A 17690-nucleotide genomic window follows, 5' to 3' on the forward strand; every position below is an offset into this window, starting at 1 on the left:
GAAAGTGATGCGGGTGGACGCGAACGACATGGGCACCGACCTCAAGTCGGTGCTCATCACCAAGGAAGAGATCGACGCGAAGCTGGCCGAGCTGGCCGCGCAGGTCGATGCGGAGTACGCGGGCAAGGACCTGCTCATCGTCGGCGTCCTCAAGGGCGCCGTGATGGTGATGGCGGACCTCGCGCGTGCGCTGTCCACCCCGCTCACCATGGACTGGATGGCGGTGTCGTCCTACGGCGCGGGCACCCAGTCCTCCGGCGTGGTCCGGATCCTCAAGGACCTGGACACCGACATCAAGGGCAAGCACGTCCTGATCGTCGAGGACATCATCGACTCCGGCCTGACGCTGTCGTGGCTGCTGTCGAACCTCGGCTCGCGCGAGCCGGCCTCCCTCAACGTGTGCACGCTGCTGCGCAAGCCGGAGGCCGCGAAGGTCGCGATCGACGTGAAGTGGGTCGGTTTCGACATTCCGAATGAGTTCGTCGTCGGATACGGCCTGGATTACGCGGAGAAGTACCGCAATCTCCCCTTCGTCGGCACCCTCGCGCCGCACGTCTACGGGGGCTGAGGCCCTCCGTCCGGTCCCGACGGACACCTCGGGGCCATATCGGGGAACCCTCACGCAATTCCCGCCGTTGGAGCAGGGGAAGGCAGCTTTGTCAGCCGTCCCCTGCGGTCGCGGGTGACAATGCTGGGGTACCGTCCGAAGAACAGTCTTTTATTCAGCGGCATTTACCTACGGGCAGGAGGGACGGGGCGCAGTTCGCCCCGTATGGATGGACGTGAAGCGATACTTCCGTGGGCCGGTCATGTGGATCGTGCTGGCCGTCCTCGCCGTGGTCGTGCTGATGCAGGTCGTCGGCTCGTCTGGCGGCTACAAGACGGTCGACACCGGCAAGGTCATCCAGGCGATCGACAAGGACCAGGCCCGTCAGGTCAAACTGACCACTGGTGACGAACAGATCATCAAGCTGGAGCTGAAGGACGGCCAGAAGGTCGACGACAGCACCAAGATCCAGGCGAGCTACATCGGGGACCAGGGCTCCAAGCTCACCGCCAAGCTCGACCAGAAGTTCGAGGCCGGCAAGCTCGAAAAGGGCTACACCGTCACCCCGACCAAGCAGAACGCCTTCGTCGGCATCCTGCTCTCCCTGCTGCCCTTCGTCCTGATCGTCGTCGTCTTCCTGTTCCTGATGAACCAGATGCAGGGCGGCGGCTCCCGGGTCATGCAGTTCGGGAAGTCCAAGGCGAAGCTCATCACCAAGGACACCCCCAAGACGACCTTCGCCGACGTGGCCGGGTCCGACGAGGCGGTCGAGGAGCTCCACGAGATCAAGGAGTTCCTCCAGGAGCCGGCGAAGTTCCAGGCCGTCGGCGCCAAGATCCCCAAGGGCGTCCTGCTGTACGGCCCGCCCGGCACCGGAAAGACCCTGCTGGCGCGCGCCGTCGCGGGCGAGGCGGGGGTCCCCTTCTACTCCATCTCGGGCTCCGACTTCGTCGAGATGTTCGTGGGTGTCGGCGCCTCGCGCGTCCGTGACCTCTTCGAGCAGGCCAAGGCGAACGCCCCGGCGATCGTCTTCGTCGACGAGATCGACGCCGTCGGCCGCCACCGCGGCGCCGGCATGGGCGGCGGCCACGACGAGCGCGAGCAGACGCTCAACCAGCTGCTCGTCGAGATGGACGGCTTCGACGTGAAGGGCGGCGTCATCCTGATCGCCGCCACCAACCGGCCGGACATCCTCGACCCGGCGCTGCTGCGCCCGGGCCGCTTCGACCGGCAGATCGCGGTCGACCGCCCGGACATGCAGGGCCGGCTGGAGATCCTCAAGGTCCACCAGAAGGGCAAGCCGGTCGCCCCGGATGTGGACCTGGGCGCGGTCGCCCGCCGTACGCCCGGCTTCACGGGCGCGGACCTGTCGAACGTGCTGAACGAAGCGGCGCTGCTCACCGCGCGCAGCAACCAGAAGCTCATCGACAACCACATGCTCGACGAGGCCATCGACCGCGTCGTGGCGGGCCCGCAGAAGCGGACCCGGATCATGTCCGACAAGGAAAAGAAGATCACCGCGTACCACGAGGGCGGACACGCCCTGGTCGCGGCGGCGCTGCCGAACTCGGACCCGGTCCACAAGATCACGATCCTGTCCCGCGGCCGGGCCCTGGGTTACACCATGGTGCTCCCGGACGAGGACAAGTACTCGACCACCCGCAACGAGATGCTCGACCAGCTCGCGTACATGCTGGGCGGCCGCGCCGCCGAGGAACTGGTCTTCCACGACCCGACCACCGGCGCCGCGAACGACATCGAGAAGGCCACCGGCACGGCCCGCTCGATGGTCACCCAGTACGGCATGACCGAGCGTCTCGGCGCGATCAAGTTCGGCGGCGACAACACCGAGCCCTTCCTGGGCCGGGACATGACGCACCAGCGCGACTACTCGGAAGAGGTCGCCGCGCTCGTCGACGAAGAGGTCAAGAAGCTCATCGAGACCGCGCACAACGAGGCGTGGGAGATCCTGGTCGAGAACCGCGACGTCCTCGACAACCTGGTCCTGGCCCTCCTGGAGAAGGAGACGCTGAACAAGGAGCAGATCGCCGAGATCTTCCGGCCGATCGTGAAGCGCCCGGCCCGCCCCGCGTGGACCGGCTCGTCCCGCCGTACGCCCTCCACCCGCCCGCCGGTGCTCTCGCCCAAGGAGCTGGCCCTCACCAACGGCGCGGCCAACGGCACGACGCCCTCGATCACCTCGGTGACCAAGGACGCCCCCGCGGCGGAGCCCGTCCCGGAGGACCGCCCGGAGAACGGCTAGCCGGTTCCGTCGCCGGTGTCACACCGGCCCGGAATGGATGCCGCGACCCCCAGGTTCTAGCCTGGGGGTCGCGGCATTTTCATATGCGCGCCCAGGTGAACCACAGGAACGAGGCACTGATGACCGACCCGGTGACGCTGGACGGCGAGGCCACCATCGGCGAGTTCGACGAGAAGCGCGCCGAGAACGCCGTGCGCGAACTCCTCATCGCCGTCGGCGAGGACCCCGACCGCGAGGGCCTGCGGGCGACGCCGGGACGGGTGGCGCGGGCGTACCGGGAACTGCTCGCGGGACTGCGGCAGAAGCCGGAGGACGTCCTGACGACCACCTTCGACCTCGGACACGACGAGATGGTCCTGGTGAAGGACATCGCAATCGTCAGTATGTGCGAGCATCACCTGCTTCCCTTCCACGGAGTCGCCCACATCGGCTACATCCCGGCGGAGAGCGGAAAGATCACGGGGTTGTCCAAGCTCGCCCGCCTCGTCGAGGTCTTCGCGCGCCGCCCGCAGGTCCAGGAGCGGTTGACGACGCAGGTCGCCGACTCGCTGATGCGCATCCTCGAAGCACGTGGCGCGATCGTCGTGATCGAGGCGGAGCACATGTGCATGTCGGTCAGGGGGATCCGCAAGCCCGGGGCCAAGACGCTCACGTCCGCCGTGCGCGGACAGCTCAGGGACTCCACCACGCGGGCCGAGGCCATGAGCCTGATAATGGCGCGCTAGCCCGACTGTCAGTGCCCGCCGATACGGTCCACTTCCGCAGGAATGCTGAGGGGTGGACCGCGGTGGTGTACGGACTTCCGAGCAAGCAGACCCTGAACGGGGTGGCCGGGCGCCTGCGCGCCTGTGACGTGGTACCGGGCACGCGACTGTGGACTCTCGACGGAGTCCGGAGCGTACAGACGACCGTCATGGAGGCGGCGGCCGCCAAAGCGCGTGAGGCGGTGGACGTGAACACCGACCACGCGACGTTCACCGTCGCGCCCGAGACGCTGCTGGGCACACCGGACGGGTGGACGCATGCCGCAGACGCCGCGGACACGGTGCTCGCCTGGACCCCCGCCCGCAAGCTCTGTCGGCGCCGGCTGTCGATCCGCCCGGGTCGTGCGCTCGGCTACCTGGTTGGGGCGACGTGTGCCGATGGCACCGTCGGCAGCAACTATGTGTCACTGGTGGTCAATGACGAGGCATTCGCCTCCCGGTACGCCCGGAGCCTGACCGAGGCGACGGGGCTGCCCGCACGGCTGGAGCCCTGCACACGGCCGTCGGGGTACCTGAGGAGGGATGTCGCGGGCTTCCGGGTCCGCGTCGTGTCCTCGTACCTTGCTGATCTCTTCCGGCAGTACACAGGTGGCGATGCCCATCACATGCGTCAACGATTTCCCCGTGTGGTGCTGCGGGACAGAGAGACTTTCGAGGGCTTTTTGGACGGTTATGTCGACGGCGACGGCTACCGGATCAAGCGATGGCCCGCACGGCTGGTCGTCAGCGCCAATGTGCCCTTCCTGACCGAACTCGCGGAGATCATCGGGGCGAGATTCACGGCGCGCCCCCCGGGGCTGGCCTCACGGCTCGTCGTGACCGACAACTGGTGCGCGCGCCGTGCCTTCCGGCCCGAAGAACATTCCTTGGAGTTGCAGGAGCGCCAGTGGCTCCAGGTCCGGGAAGTGAGGTTCCGGCCGGGCGGAACCAAGCCGTGGGTCTTCTACCGGTGGCGGCTCGACCCCTGCCCGACGTTTCTGATCAACGGGCATCTGAGCCGTGAACCCTGGTGATCCTGCGCGGGCCGGGCGCACTCACGGAGCGGCGGGTGCCGCCGGGGCTCCTTCGTCGTCGTCCGGGAGGCGCAGGATGCGTTCCAGGAAGAAGGCGGCGGCGACCACCGCCGCGCCCGCCAGGACCGAGAAGCCCGCGTAGAGGGCCTGGTCGCGGCGGGCGGGGAGGTCGAGGGCCTCGGTGAGCAGGTGGACGCCCACGCCGCCGTACAGACCGGCGACGAGGGCGGCGACCAGGGCGCTGGCCTGGCCGAAGACCACCGCGCGGGCGGCCATCATCGGGTCGACGCCCTTGGCGCCGGGCCGGCGCTCGCGCTGGGCGCGCAGCCGGGAGCGCATCGAGAGGGCCGTCGCCAGCAGTACGGCGGCGATCAGGGCCAGCACGACCGGCGCCGCGACCGGCACGCCGGGCAGGGTGTCGACCGAGGACCACAGGCGGGCGCCCGCCCAGGACAGCACCCCGGCCGCGGCGAACAGGCCGACCAGCACTCCGAGCCGTAGTTGCTTCACGAAGCTCCGCTTTCCGTCGTGTCGGTGGGCGTCACCGGTGTCCGTGCGGGCACGGGTGACGACACCAGTGTCGTACGGCGTCAACGCTTATTCGGGCAGCCGGAGTTCCAGGTCGGCGCGGGCCTGCACGCCTTCGGTGGAGACGGCGGCGAGCAGGTCGGCGACCGGGCCGCGGCCCGGGACCTGCGCCTGGGGGTCCACGTCGTGCCAGGGGGCGAGGACGAAGCCGCGCTCGTGGGCGCGCGGGTGGGGGAGGGTGAGGGCGGGGTCGTCGGAGACCACGTTGGCGTACGACAGGATGTCGACGTCGATCGTGCGCGGCCCCCAGCGCTCCTCGCGGACCCGGGCGAAGGACTCCTCGATGGCCTGCCCGCGCTCCAGGAGGGAGGCCGGCGGGAGCGTCGTCCGCACCAGGGCGACCGCGTTGAAGTAGGACGGCTGGGAGTCGGCCGCCACGCCCCACGGCTCGGTCTCGTACACCGGGGAGACCGCCTTGACGCGGACGCCGGGGGTGTCCTCCAGGAGGTCCACCGCGCCCTGGAGGGTCTCCAGGCGGTTGCCGAGGTTGGAGCCGAGGCCGATCACGGCCCAGTGGGGGTTGGAGAGGGTGATGTCGGCGCCGTCGACCTGGTCCGTGACCGAAGCGGGGACCGGCTGGACGGTGGGGTCGCTCTGCATGGGCTTCATACACGGCTCCGGGTGATGGTGATGGTCACGTCGTCGAAGGGGACGGTGATCGGGGCGTCGGGCTTGTGCACCGTCACCTCGATCTCCTGGACTCCGTCGTGCTTGAGGCACTGCTGGGCGATCCGCTCGGCGAGCGTCTCGATCAGGTTGACCGGCTCGCCCCGGACGACCTCGACGACCTCTTCGGCGACCACGCCGTAGTGGACGGTCTTCGTCAGGTCGTCGTCGGCCGCGGCGGGACGGGTGTCCAGGCCGAGGACGAGGTCCACAATGAAGGTCTGGCCCTCTTCGCGTTCCTTGGGGAACACGCCGTGGTGCCCACGGGCCTTGAGGCCGCGCAGCGCGACACGATCCACGCGAATCACTCCTGCTGTTCGTAGTCGTCGGGGGTCCGTGCCGCATGCGGACGGCACATCACCTGAGGACCGAATCTACCTGCGGGCACTGACAGCCCCCGCCCGCGGGTCTCGGGTTCTGCGGTGTCCCTGCCCACACGCTGTGGGGATTCACCGTCCCTCAGGAGGAGGAATCGAAGGGAGAGCGCTGACCCGGGGCGCGGCGGCGGAGCCTCAGTCGTCGTCGTCCCCGTCGGCGTCGGCCAGCACGGGAGAGCCGTGGTGCGCCCACAGCCGCCAGCCGTCGGGGGTGCGCCGGAAGGCGTTGGTGGCGACGACGAGCTGGCCGACCAGCGGGCCCAGCTCGCCGCTCTCCTCGTCGGCGGGGCCGCCGCTGAGGATGTTCTCGGTGCAGGTCACCAGGGCGGTGTCGCCCATCACGGAGACCTTCACGTCGGTGAGGAAGAACTGGATGTAGTCCGTGTGCGCCATGATCAGCGCGTACGAGCGCAGCACTTCGCCGCGTCCCGAGAGCACCGGCCAGCCGGGGTGCACGCAGGAGATCTCGTCGTCCAGCCAGAGCGCGGACAGCTCGTCGAAGTCGCCGCGCTCCAGACATTCGTAGAACGCCGTGTTGGCCAGCTCGACCTGTTCGACGTCGGTGCCCCGGGGCGTCACCGGGGGCCCGCGGCGGGTGTCGTCGTGGAGGCCGCCGCCGCAGGCGCCGTACGGGGCCGGCGCGCGCCGGCGACGGCGCGTGCGACCCGGACCGCGTCGGCGGTGGCCCGCACCTCATGCACCCGGACCGCCCAGGCGCCCTCGTGCGCGGCGATCGCGGAGACGGCGGCGGTGGCGGCGTCGCGCTCCCGGGCGGGCGGCGGGGCGGCGCCCTCGCCGGCCAGGACGTGGCCGAGGAAGCGCTTGCGGGAGGCGGCGACCAGGAGGGGGAGGCCGAGCGCCCGCAGGTCGCCGAGGTGGGCGAGGAGGGCGAGGTCGTGCTCGGCCCGCTTGGCGAAGCCGAGGCCGGGGTCCACGACGACGCGCGCCGGGTCGATGCCGCCCGCGACGACGGCGTCCACCCGGGTGCGCAGTTCCGCGAGGACTTCGGCGACCACGTCGTCGTACACCGCGAGGCTGTTCATGTTCTCGCTGAAGCCGCGCCAGTGCATGACCACGAAGGGTGCGCCGGTGGCGGCGACGGCGGGGACCATGGCGGGGTCGGCGAGGCCGCCGCTGACGTCGTTGACGAGCACCGCGCCGGCGGCCACGGCCTGCTCGGCGACGGTGGCGCGCATGGTGTCGACGGAGACGGCGACGCCTTCGGAGACCAGGCCGCGCACCACGGGCACGACCCGCTTGAGCTCCTCGTCCGCGTCCACGCGGCTGGCGCCGGGACGGGTGGACTCGCCGCCCACGTCGACCAGGTCGGCGCCCTCCGCGACCAGTGCGAGGCCGCGCTTGACGGCCGCGGCGGTGTCGAACCAGCGGCCGCCGTCGGAGAAGGAGTCCGGCGTGACGTTGACGACTCCCATGACGGCGCAGCGGTCCCACGGGGGGAGCCCCTTCGGCGAGCCCTCGGGGAACCGTTCCGGCAGTTCATCGGCGGACCGCGTGCGCAACGTACTCATACGCCCAGCGTAGGCGTCAGCGGGTGCACTCCGGACCGCCCCGGCCGTCCGGGAAGACCCGCCCCAGGAGCGCGTGGAGGGCGGTGCGCTCCGTGTCGTCCAGGGTGTCCAGCGCGTCCAGGGTGGTGTGCATCCGGGCCCGGATGGCGTCGACGGTGACTTCGCCCGCGACGGTCAGGACGACGTTCTTCACCCGGCGGTCGGTGGGGCTGGGTTCGCGGCGCACCAGCTCGCGCTTCTCCAGCCGGTCCACGATGCCGGTGATGTTGGAGGCGTCACAGGCCAGCAGGGTGGCGAGGGCGCGCATCGGGGCAGGCGAGAAGCGCAGCACGCTGAGGGTCTTGGCCTGGCTGGGGGTGAGCCCCTCGGTGGCGGCGGCGAGGGTGAAGTCGCCGTAGTAGAGACCGAAGGCCCCGGCCAGCCGGTCGACGAGCTCGGCCTTGGTGGGCGCGGCGGTGCCGTCCTGGGATGCGGGGGCGGGGTGCGGCGGGTTGGCTGGCATGGGACAAGTGTACGCCGGGAAACTTGACCATCTCAATGATTGAGGCTTACGGTCGAACGAAGTGCTTGAGATAGTCAAGTATTGAGGTTCTGGATGTTCGCGACACCGGAGTTTGGAGAATTTCGATGAAGGCCATTACGTACAGCTCCTACGGCAGCCCCGACGTCCTGGAGTACGTCGAGCGGCCCGAGCCCAAGCTGGGTCCGGACTCCGTGCTGGTCAAGGTGAAGGCGGCCTCGGTCAACCCGGTCGACTGGAAGATCCTCGGCGGCTATCTGGACCCGGCGCTGGACGCGGTCTTCCCCGTGGTGCCCGGCTGGGACGTGGCGGGCGTCGTGGAGAAGGCCGGGGCGGCCGTGACCGAGTACGCGCCGGGCGACGAGGTCGTCGGGTACGTGCGCGAGGACCTGGTCGGCCGGGGCACCTTCGCCGAGTACGTGGCGGCTCCCGTGCGGACGCTGGCCCGCAAGCCGGCGAACGTGGGCTTCGAGGAGGCGGCCGGGCTGCCGCTGGCGGGGCTCACGGCGTACCAGGCGCTCGTGAAGAGCCTGGAGGTGCGGGCGGGCGAGACGGTGCTGGTGCACGCGGCGGCCGGCGGGGTCGGCTCGCTCGCGGTGCAGATCGCGCGGGCGCTCGGGGCCGAGGTCATCGGCACCGCGAGCGAGCGCAACCACGACTACCTGCGCTCGCTCGGCGCGAAGCCGGTGACGTACGGCGACGGCCTGGAGGGGCGCGTACGGGAGATCGCGCCCGACGGCGTGGACGCGGTGCTCGACCTGGTGGGCGGGGACGCGCTCCAGGTCTCGCCGTCGCTGCTGGCCCCGGGCGGGCGGCTTGCGTCCGTCGCGGACGGCGCGGTGACCGGCCTGGGCGGCTCGTACGTGTTCGTACGACCGGACACGGCGGACCTGACCGAGCTCGGGGCGCTCGTGGAGCGGGGCGAGCTCAAGGTCGAGGTGGCGTCGGTGTACCCGCTGGAGAAGGCGGCGGACGCCTTCCGGGAGAGCATGGGCGGGCACACCCGGGGCAAGATCGCGATCCGGGTGGCGTAGGGCTTTTCCGGGCCGGGCGGGGCGGACGCGGCTCGGGCCGGGGGCGCGGCCCCCGGACCTGCCGTTCTCGCCCCGGCCCCGCACCCCTGCCGTTCTCGCCCCGTCCCCGCACCCCTGCCGTTCTCGCCCCGCCCCACGCCCCGCCGGGCGCTCCCGACGGGTCAGGCGACCCGCTCCACCTCGCGGCCCGGCTGCGCCGACGCGTGGGCGCACGGCTGCGGGCCGCGCCGGACCGACGCCCTGCGGCGCAGGATGCGGGGCAGGGCCAGCGTGACGAAGCCCTCGGCCTGCATCGCGGCGAAGCCGATGCGGGGGAGGTCGCGCGTGGTGCGGAAGACCACGAAGCGGGGCTCCCAGCGCGGGCGGAACTTGGCGTTGAACTTGTACAGGGACTCGATCTGGAACCAGCGGGACAGGAAGACCAGCAGTCCCCGCCAGCCGCGCAGGACCGGGCCCGCGCCCAGCTTCTCGCCGCGGGCCAGCGCCGAGCGGAACATCGCGAAGTTCAGGGAGACCTTCTTGATGCCCAGGTCCGGGGCGGCCGTCAGGGACGCCACGATCAAAAGCTCGTTCATGCCCGGGTCCGCGCTGCGGTCGCGCCGCATCAGGTCCAGGGACATGCCGTCCGGGCCCCACGGGACGAAGTGCAGGACGGCCTTCAGATCGCCGTAGGGGCCGGGTTCGGCACCCTCGTCGTCGGCCTTGTGGGCCGTCGCGATGAAGCAGTCCTCGTCGCCGGGCTCACCCACCCGGCCCAGCGCCATGGAGAAGCCGCGCTCGGTCTCCGTGCCGCGCCAGTCGGCGGCGGCGCGGCGGATGCGCTCCAGTTCCTCGGGGTCCAGGTCGCCCACGCGGCGCACCCGCGTTTCGTAACCGTTGCGCTCGATGCGCTTGACCATCTGGCGCACGTTGCGCATCGCGCGGCCGGTGAGGGAGAAGTCCGGGACGTCGACGATGGCCTCGTCGCCGAGTTCCAGGGCGTCCAGGCCCGTCTCGCGGGTCCAGACCTCGCCGCCCGTCTCCGAGCAGCCCATCACGGCCGGCGTCCACGAGTGGGCCTTGGCCTCCTCCATGAAGCGCTCGATCGCGCCCGGCCAGGCCTCGACGTCGCCGATCGGGTCGCCGCTGGCGAGCATCACGCCGGAGACCACGCGGTAGGTGACGGCCGCCTTGCCCGAGGGGGAGAAGACCGCCGCCTTGTCGTGGCGCAGCGCGAAGTGGCCCAGCGAGTCGCGGTCGCCGTGCTTGGCGAGCAGGGCGCGCAACTGCGTCTCGTCCTCCGCGGTGAGGCGGGCGGCCGGGTGCTCGGGGCGGAAGGCCAGGTAGATCGTGGTGATCGCGGTGATCCAGCCGAGCGCGCCGAGCGAGTAGCCGACCGTCCAGGAGGCCTGTCCGCCGTACGAGAGGGGGCCCTCGAAGCCCACCAGGCCGTACAGGACGTGTTCCAGTCGCTCCAGCAGGCTCGGATCGCCGATCAGCTTCCGCGGGTGCGAGCTGACGATCAGCAGGCCCAGCGCGAGGGAGCCGACCGTCATCACGAGGAAGTTGGTCAGGGCTTTCCAGCGGCTGCGCGGGTCCGGCAGCGCGGCGAACTCACTCCGATGGGCGATCAGCAGCGCCAGCAGCGCGAGGGCGATCACCACTCCCAGCACGGAGTGCCGGTAGGTGTACTGGGCGACCGCGCCGACGGGCAGCAGGATCACCGCCGAGCGCCAGGCCCGGCGCTTGCGCCGCTTCAGCCCGTGCGCCAGCAGCAGGAGCAGCACGCCCACCGTGAGCGAGAAGGCCGCCGCGAACGGACCGAAGGTCCCCGGCAGCACTTCGGCCAGACTGTGCATGCGGCTGTGCCGGAAGCGGGGGAAGACCCCGGCGGCGATGTCGAGCAGGCCGACGATCATCACGGCGGCGCCCACCAGCGAAGGGACCTTCTCGGGACGCGGTCCGCGCAGGACCCGCCGCACCCGATCCGGAACCGCTCCGGACTTATCCCCATCTATTCTGATTGACATCGCTTCCCGAGGTTCCGCGAGAGGTTTTGTGCCCGTGGTACCTGGAGAAGGTCCGTCCGGGCAATGTGCGTTCACTAGGACGGCGCTTGCGGGGGGTGGGTTCACTCAGCTCTCAGGAAATTCTCATCCAGGAAGTAACGATCTCGACATGGGTCTCACCAGCACCAAAGTCCTCGTGCTCGCCGTAGTGGCGGCGGTACTGCTCTTCGCCGCCACGATCTGGCTGTGGCCGCGCCTGTCGGGACGTACCTGGCGCTCCGTCCTCGGCCGGGTCGGCATGCTGCTGGCGACCCAGCTCGCACTGTTCGCCGCGATCGGGCTCGCCGCGAACAAGTCGTTCCTCTTCTACGGCTCCTGGGCGGACCTCTTCGGCCAGGAGGACCAGATGGGCGTGGTCGTCGACCACGCGGGCGCGGGCGGCAGCAAGGAGGCCCAGCTCATCGGGACGCAGGCCCTGGACGTGCCCGGCGGCAACAAGCCGGCCGTCGGCGGGCAGATACAGGAAGTACGGATCGAGGGCCGCGACTCCAAGATCGTCAGCCCGGCCTTCGTCTACCTGCCGCCGGAGTACTTCCAGCCGGAGTTCAAGCAGAAGCGGTTCCCGGCGACGGTCGTGCTCACCGGCTACCCGGGCATCGCGATGAACCTGATCAAAGGGCTCCGCTACCCCCAGACCGCGCTGATGCAGGCCCGGGCCGGCAAGGCGCAGCCGATGATCATGGTCCTGATGCGGCCCACCGTCGCACCGCCCCGGGACACCGAGTGCGTGGACATCCCCCGCGGCCCGCAGACCGAGACCTTCTTCGCCAAGGACCTGCCGCGCGCCGTCTCCAGCGCGTACCGGGTGGGCACGAAGCCGCAGAACTGGGGCTTCATGGGGAACTCCACGGGCGGCTACTGCGCCATCAAGATCGCCATGGCGCACCCGGACAAGTTCGCCGCGGGTGCGGGCCTCTCGCCGTACTACAAGGCGGCGGACGACCCCACGACCGGTGACCTCTTCGGCGGCGACGAGAACCTCAAGAAGCGCGCGAACCTGCTCTGGGCGCTCGACAACCTGCCGGCGCCCAAGACCTCCCTGCTGCTGACCACCAGCAAGAAGGGCGAGGACAACAAGAAGCCGACGGCGGAGTTCATCCGCAAGGCGAAGCCGCCGACGAAGGTCTCCTCGATCACGCTCGACAGCGGCGGCCACAACTTCAACACCTGGAAGCGCGAGATCCCCGCCGTCATCGAGTGGATGAGCAAGAAGCTCACCGCCTGACGGCCGAGGGGCCCTCACCCCACGGTTTCGACGTCCACCTCCGTACGGGAGACCCTGCGCCCGTCCGCGTCGATGGACCGGCGCAGGGCCTCGTGCAGCCGGGCCGGGGTGAGCACCCCGAGGAACCGGCCCTCGCCGCCCTCGCCGAGCACCGCGATCCACCCGGCGTCGTGCTGGAGCATGGTCGAGAACGCCTGCTTGAGCGAGGCCCCCACCGGCAGCCACGCCTCCATCCGCCGCGCGTGCTCCCGCACCGTCCCGTCCTGCGCCGCGGCCCCGGCCGGTATCCAGCCGTGCAGGCTGTCCTCCCCGTCCAGGACGACGGCCCAGCGCGCGCCCTGCTCCGCCAGCCGCGCCGACGCGGTGCGCATCGGGTCGTCCAGGTGCACCACCGGCGGCTGCTCCAAATCACCCGCCTCGATCGGGGTCACCGAGAGCCTCTTCAGGCCGCGGTCCGCGCCGACGAAGTCCGCGACGTACGGGGTGGCGGGCGCGCCGAGCACCACGGCCGGGGCGTCGAACTGTTCGATGGAGCCCTGCCCGTAGACGGCGATCCGGTCGCCGAGGCGCACCGCCTCCTCGATGTCGTGCGTGACGAACAGCACGGTCTTGCGGACCTGCGACTGGAGCTTCAGGAATTCGTTCTGGAGGCGTTCGCGCACCACCGGGTCGACCGCGCCGAAGGGCTCGTCCATGAGCAGGACGGGCGGGTCGGCGGCCAGCGCCCGGGCGACGCCGACGCGCTGGCGCTGGCCGCCGGAGAGCTGTTCCGGATAGCGGGACCCGTACACCGCGGGATCGAGGCCCACCAGGTCGAGGAGCTCGGCCGCGCGCCGGCGCGCCTCGGCGCGCTTGACGCCGAGCAGGTGCGGCACGGTGGCGGTGTTGTCGAGGACGGTCCGGTGCGGGAAGAGGCCGACCTGCTGGATGACGTACCCGATCCGGCGGCGCAGCTCCACCGGGTCGACCCCGGCTATGTCCTCGCCGTCGAGGAGTATGCGGCCCCCGGTGGGCTCGATGAGGCGGTTGACCATCTTCATCGTGGTGGTCTTGCCGCAGCCCGACGGGCCGACGAGCGTGACGAGTTCACCCGCGGCGACCTCGAAGGACAGGTCGTCGACGGCGGTCGTTCCGTCGGCGTAGCGCTTGGTGACGTGCTCGAACCGGATCATGGGTCCCCATTGTGGCGGCTGGTGGCGGGTGTTGTGTGAAGGGCGTGTTGCCGTGCTGTGGCGGGGCCAACCGGTCCGGGCCGGTTGTCGGTGGTCGGGGATAGGCTCGCTCCACAGGCTGTGAACATACGTTCCCGGCCGTGTGGAGCGGCCGGATCCGGGGGAGGTGGGAACGCGTGAGCGAGCAGAGCTGTCTGGTGACGAACGACTGGATCTGCGGGGAGTACCTGCGGTCCCGCAGCCAGGAGCTGACCGACGCGACCCTCCAGCACGTGGGGATCACGGTGGCGTCGGTGCTGATCGGGCTGGCCGTCGCGCTGCCGCTGGCCGTCCTCGCCCGGCGGCACAGGCGCTTCGCGGGACCGGTCCTGGGGCTGACCACGATCCTCTACACGGTGCCTTCGCTGGCGATGTTCTCGCTGCTGCTGCCGCTGTTCGGGCTGTCGTCGGCGCTGGTCGTGACGGGCCTGGTGCTGTACTCGCTGACGATTCTCGTACGGAACATCCTGGCCGGTCTGGAAGCCGTCCCGGAAGAGGCCAGGGAGGCGGCGCGCGGCATGGGGTACGGGCCGTGGCGGATGCTCTGGGAGGTCGAACTCCCGCTGTCGCTGCCCGCGCTGATGGCCGGGGTGCGCATCGCGACGGTCTCCACGGTGGCGCTGACCACGGTCGGGGCCATCGTCGGCCGGGGCGGGCTCGGCAACCTCATCGAGGACGCGCTGCCCACGTTCTTCAAGGCGCAGGTGCTGGCCGCCTCCGTGCTGTGCGTGCTGCTGGCGCTGGCCGCCGACCTGCTGCTGCTCGCTCTGCAACGGGTGCTCACCCCGTGGACGCGGGCGCCCAGGGCCCGGCGGGAGCCGTTCCGGGACCGAATACGCAAGACTTCTGCGGCTGTTGAGGCGGGCTGATCGCGCATGGGTGTGCTGGGTGACGCCTGGACCTGGCTGGCCACGGCCTCCCACTGGTCCGGCGACGGCGGGGTGTGGACCCGGCTGACGGAGCATCTGTACGTGAGCGGGGTCGCCCTGGGCGTCGCCTGCCTGCTCGCGCTGCCGCCGGCCTTCCTGCTGGGGCACCTCGGCAGGGGCGGCGCGCTCGCGGTCAACATCTCCAACATCGGGCGGGCGGTGCCGGTGTTCGCGGTGCTGGCGCTGTTCATGGTCTCGCCGCTGCGCTCCGCCGGTTATGTGCCGACGATCGTCGCGCTGGTGCTGTTCGCGGTGCCGCCGCTGCTGACCAACGCGTACGTGGGGACGCGGGAGGTGGACCGGGCGGTGGTCGAGGCCGCGCGCGGCATGGGCATGTCCGGGACCCAGGTGTTCCTGCGGGTCGAACTGCCCCTCGCCTTCCCCCTGGTGATGACCGGGCTGCGCTCGGCCGCCGTCCAGGTGGTCGCCACCGCCTCGATCGCCGCGATGGTCGGGCAGGGCGGGCTCGGGCGGATCATCACCGCCGGGTTCAACACCTACGACACCGCTCAGGTCGTGGCGGGGGCGGTGCTGGTGGCGTTGCTCGCCCTGGTGGTGGAGGGCGCGCTGGTGTTGCTCGGCAGGTTCTGCTCGCCGCTGCGCAAGACGGCGTGAGCGCGCCCCGTACGGCTGTCTTCCCCCTTCCTTCCCCCCTCTTCTTCTCTTCTTCCCCTTTTCGGTTTCCGCACTGTGTGCCTCTCACGGATGGTGAATCCTCATGACCAAGACCTCGCGCCTCGCGGGCGCGGCAATCGGCCTGGTGGCCCTGACCGGGTCGCTCGCCGCGTGCGGCGGCGGCGACAGCCTGGAGGCGAAGAAGCCGGGAGCGGGCGGGGCCTCCGCCGGGGCCGGCGGCGCGAAGGGCGCGCTGGTGGTGGGCGCCGCCGCGTTCACCGAGTCCAAGGTGCTGGCGGAGCTGTACGCACAGGTGCTGAAGGACGCCGGATTCGACACGTCGGTGACCGTCGTCAAGAACCGTGAACTGTACGAACCCTCGCTGGAGAAGGGCGAGATAGACGTCGTACCGGAATACGCGGCGACGCTCACGGAATTCCTCAACGCGAAGGTCAACGGCGCGGAGAAGGCCAAGGCCGCTCCGCTGGCCTCGCCGGATGTCGCCAAGACGGTCGGCGCGCTGGAGAAGCTGGCCACCCCGCTCGGGCTGAAAGTCCTGCCCGCCGGGGAGGCCGTCGACCAGAACGCCTTCGCGGTGACCAAGGAATTCGCCGCGAAGAACAAGCTCAAGACCCTTTCCGACCTGGGGAAGTCAAAGGTCCAGGTCAAGATCGCGGCCGGTGACGAGTGCGCGGTCCGGCCGTTCTGCGCGCCGGGTCTGAAGTCGACGTACGGCATCGACGTCGCGGGTCTCGTCCCCAAGGGCGTCGGCACCCCGCAGTCCAAGCAGGCCGTCAAGGACGGGGAGGCCCAGCTCGTCCTCACCACCACGACCGACGCCACCGTCGACAGTTTCGGGCTGGTCCTCCTGGAGGACGACAAGAAACTCCAGAACGCCGACAACCTGCTGCCCGTGCTCAACGCCAAGGAGGCGGGAGACCCGGCCGTCGCCGAGGCCCTGAACAAGCTCACCAAGACCCTGACGACGGCCGATCTCGGCGAGCTGAACCGAAAGGTCGACGTCGAACGGGCCAAGGAAACCGAGGTCGCGAAGGCCTATCTGGAGTCCAAGGGGCTCGTCAAGAAGTAGCAGAAGCGGAATGAGGGGTGCCGTTCGACGTGTTCGGAACGTAACGGGCGGGAACAGATTTACGGGCGGTACCCCATCCGTGTCTCGCACACGGTAAATTTCCAGCCATGCCACGTGGACGCCACCGCCATTCCCCACCCCTGCACAAACTGCTGCCGCCTTCGACGGTCGCGGGTGCCTCACTCGTGATCGCCGGCGGCGCCTGGTTCGTGGCGGAACCCCTGGTGCTGCGGTTCCTGGTCGCCGCGGCGGCCGCCGCGGCCGTCACCGGGGCCGTCCTCATGCGCGGCTGGGACCGCACGGCCGGCCGCAGGATCGCCGAGCTGAACCGGGCCCGCGAGGCCGACGTCTGGAAGGCCGAGGAACGGGCCGCCGACCTGGAGGGCGACCTCGAGGAATCGCGCGCCCTGCGGACCCGGCTGGAGAACAAGCTGCGTGCCAAGCGCGTCGAGCTCGCCGGACTGCGCAACGAGCACGCCGCGCTGCTGCGCCGGTACGCGACCGCCGAGACCGAGCGGGCCACCGCGCTGGAGCGCCACCGGCTGCTGGAGCTGGAGACGGCGTCCGCGGCCCCCAGGGAACTGACGGCGGGCGCCGCCGCGCCCACCCCGGCGGCGTACGCGCGGGCCGCCGCCGCACTGGAGAGGCTGGCGTCCGGCGCCGGGCGCGCGGTCGAGGTGCGGGCCGCGGACCGGGCCCCGGCGGAGCGGCCCGCGGGGGGCGCCGAGGCCGCGGAGGGCACGCAGACGAGCCCGGGGGCGGACGGCACGCAGACGAGCCCGGGAGCGAACAGCGGGACGAACACGGGGGCGACCGGCGCGGCGAACACGGGGGCGGGCACCGGAGTGGAGGCGCTGGCTCCGGTTCCGGCCCCGGCGAGTGCGGCGAAGCCGCCCGTACCGCAGGGACCGGCCCCCGTACAGCCGCCCCGCGCACCCGTGCCGACGCGGGAGCTGCGGGAGCACCGGCGGCCCTCGGGCGTCCTCGCCCCGTACGCACCGCAGAACCTGCCCGCCGTGCGCAAGCAGGGCGGCTTCGACTTCTTCGGCACCGGCAAGGGTGCCGGCACCGCTGCCGAGCGCGCCGTGCAGGAGGCCGACCTGGCCGACGTCGTCGGCGAGGAGGCGCTCGCCGAGCACCGTACGGCCCGCGACGTGGACGGGGACGCGGTGGGCGAGGTCATCGACCTCACCGCGCACGACGAGACGGAGCAGTTGGACGTGGCGGGGCTCAGGAGCGTCGCCGGGTCCTGAGCCCCGCCACGCCGGGCG

18 protein-coding genes are annotated in these 17690 nt (G+C 70.9%); 10 read left to right on the forward strand and 8 right to left on the reverse strand.

The window, feature by feature from the left end; translation table 11 throughout:
• The first annotated feature begins 7 nt into the window (after positions 1 to 7).
• The 4 genes from hpt (at position 8) to ACIP93_RS36110 (ending at position 4587) form a co-directional block, all read left to right on the forward strand.
• Complete coding sequence (hpt, locus tag ACIP93_RS36095) at positions 8 to 568, forward strand: hypoxanthine phosphoribosyltransferase (protein WP_189826931.1); 561 nt, start codon at positions 8 to 10, stop codon at positions 566 to 568.
• A 208-nt stretch (positions 569 to 776) separates the two neighbouring features.
• On the forward strand, positions 777 to 2810 hold the full coding sequence (gene ftsH, locus ACIP93_RS36100; protein WP_345220212.1) for an ATP-dependent zinc metalloprotease FtsH: 2034 nt from the start codon (positions 777 to 779) through the stop codon (positions 2808 to 2810).
• A gap of 119 nt (positions 2811 to 2929) precedes the next feature.
• Positions 2930 to 3535 (forward strand): GTP cyclohydrolase I FolE, encoded by a 606-nt coding sequence (folE, locus tag ACIP93_RS36105; RefSeq protein ID WP_345226284.1) that lies wholly within the window; start codon positions 2930 to 2932, stop codon positions 3533 to 3535.
• 188 nt (positions 3536 to 3723) lie between these two features.
• Positions 3724 to 4587 (forward strand): hypothetical protein, encoded by an 864-nt coding sequence (locus ACIP93_RS36110; RefSeq protein ID WP_401766383.1) that lies wholly within the window; start codon positions 3724 to 3726, stop codon positions 4585 to 4587.
• 21 nt (positions 4588 to 4608) lie between these two features.
• Here the strand turns inward: ACIP93_RS36110 and ACIP93_RS36115 are convergent, their stop codons facing one another.
• From ACIP93_RS36115 to ACIP93_RS36140, 6 genes are all read right to left on the reverse strand, one after another.
• On the reverse strand, positions 4609 to 5097 hold the full coding sequence (locus ACIP93_RS36115; protein ID WP_401766386.1) for a DUF3180 domain-containing protein: 489 nt from the start codon (positions 5095 to 5097) through the stop codon (positions 4609 to 4611).
• 87 nt (positions 5098 to 5184) lie between these two features.
• Entirely contained in the window at positions 5185 to 5784 is a 600-nt protein-coding gene (gene folK / locus ACIP93_RS36120) for a 2-amino-4-hydroxy-6-hydroxymethyldihydropteridine diphosphokinase (RefSeq protein ID WP_401766389.1), read from the reverse strand.
• A complete protein-coding gene (folB, locus tag ACIP93_RS36125) occupies positions 5781 to 6140 on the reverse strand; it encodes a dihydroneopterin aldolase (protein ID WP_380837403.1) in 360 nt (119 codons plus the stop codon). Before folB ends, folK begins: the two co-directional genes overlap by 4 nt.
• 213 nt (positions 6141 to 6353) lie before the next feature.
• Positions 6354 to 6797 (reverse strand): nuclear transport factor 2 family protein, encoded by a 444-nt coding sequence (locus ACIP93_RS36130; RefSeq protein WP_345220207.1) that lies wholly within the window; start codon positions 6795 to 6797, stop codon positions 6354 to 6356.
• Positions 6794 to 7747: a dihydropteroate synthase gene (gene folP, locus ACIP93_RS36135; protein ID WP_345220206.1), complete on the reverse strand. Its 954-nt coding sequence runs from the start codon at positions 7745 to 7747 to the stop codon at positions 6794 to 6796. The genes ACIP93_RS36130 and folP overlap by 4 nt, the downstream gene beginning before the upstream one ends.
• A gap of 16 nt (positions 7748 to 7763) precedes the next feature.
• Complete coding sequence (locus ACIP93_RS36140; protein ID WP_401766393.1) at positions 7764 to 8249, reverse strand: MarR family winged helix-turn-helix transcriptional regulator; 486 nt, start codon at positions 8247 to 8249, stop codon at positions 7764 to 7766.
• 125 nt (positions 8250 to 8374) lie between these two features.
• On the opposite strand from ACIP93_RS36140, the gene ACIP93_RS36145 reads away from it, so the two are divergent.
• Positions 8375 to 9301: an NADP-dependent oxidoreductase gene (locus tag ACIP93_RS36145; protein ID WP_401766395.1), complete on the forward strand. Its 927-nt coding sequence runs from the start codon at positions 8375 to 8377 to the stop codon at positions 9299 to 9301.
• A gap of 161 nt (positions 9302 to 9462) precedes the next feature.
• On the opposite strand, the gene ACIP93_RS36150 is transcribed toward ACIP93_RS36145, so the two are convergent.
• Positions 9463 to 11310 carry a phosphatidylglycerol lysyltransferase domain-containing protein gene (locus tag ACIP93_RS36150; protein ID WP_401766397.1) on the reverse strand — a complete coding sequence of 616 codons (1848 nt, stop codon included), beginning with the start codon at positions 11308 to 11310 and terminating at the stop codon, positions 9463 to 9465.
• A gap of 148 nt (positions 11311 to 11458) precedes the next feature.
• Between ACIP93_RS36150 and ACIP93_RS36155 the strand changes: the two genes are divergently transcribed.
• On the forward strand, positions 11459 to 12574 hold the full coding sequence (locus ACIP93_RS36155) for an alpha/beta hydrolase (protein ID WP_401766400.1): 1116 nt from the start codon (positions 11459 to 11461) through the stop codon (positions 12572 to 12574).
• A 14-nt stretch (positions 12575 to 12588) separates the two neighbouring features.
• Here the strand turns inward: ACIP93_RS36155 and ACIP93_RS36160 are convergent, their stop codons facing one another.
• Positions 12589 to 13746, reverse strand: coding sequence for an ABC transporter ATP-binding protein (locus tag ACIP93_RS36160; RefSeq protein ID WP_401766403.1), 1158 nt, complete (start codon positions 13744 to 13746; stop codon positions 12589 to 12591).
• Between the two features lie 176 nt (positions 13747 to 13922).
• Between ACIP93_RS36160 and ACIP93_RS36165 the strand changes: the two genes are divergently transcribed.
• The 4 genes from ACIP93_RS36165 (at position 13923) to ACIP93_RS36180 (ending at position 17672) form a co-directional block, all read left to right on the forward strand.
• Positions 13923 to 14654 carry an ABC transporter permease gene (locus ACIP93_RS36165; protein WP_345220200.1) on the forward strand — a complete coding sequence of 244 codons (732 nt, stop codon included), beginning with the start codon at positions 13923 to 13925 and terminating at the stop codon, positions 14652 to 14654.
• Positions 14655 to 14660: 6 nt separating this feature from the next.
• Positions 14661 to 15329 carry an ABC transporter permease gene (locus ACIP93_RS36170; protein ID WP_401766406.1) on the forward strand — a complete coding sequence of 223 codons (669 nt, stop codon included), beginning with the start codon at positions 14661 to 14663 and terminating at the stop codon, positions 15327 to 15329.
• A 103-nt stretch (positions 15330 to 15432) separates the two neighbouring features.
• A complete protein-coding gene (locus ACIP93_RS36175; RefSeq protein ID WP_401766408.1) occupies positions 15433 to 16419 on the forward strand; it encodes an ABC transporter substrate-binding protein in 987 nt (328 codons plus the stop codon).
• A 107-nt stretch (positions 16420 to 16526) separates the two neighbouring features.
• On the forward strand, positions 16527 to 17672 hold the full coding sequence (locus tag ACIP93_RS36180; protein WP_401766411.1) for a hypothetical protein: 1146 nt from the start codon (positions 16527 to 16529) through the stop codon (positions 17670 to 17672).
• The last annotated feature ends 18 nt before the right edge of the window (positions 17673 to 17690 follow it).

This window comes from Streptomyces sp. NPDC088745 (assembly GCF_044751045.1).
Taxonomy (GTDB): Bacteria; Actinomycetota; Actinomycetes; order Streptomycetales; family Streptomycetaceae; genus Streptomyces; species Streptomyces cremeus.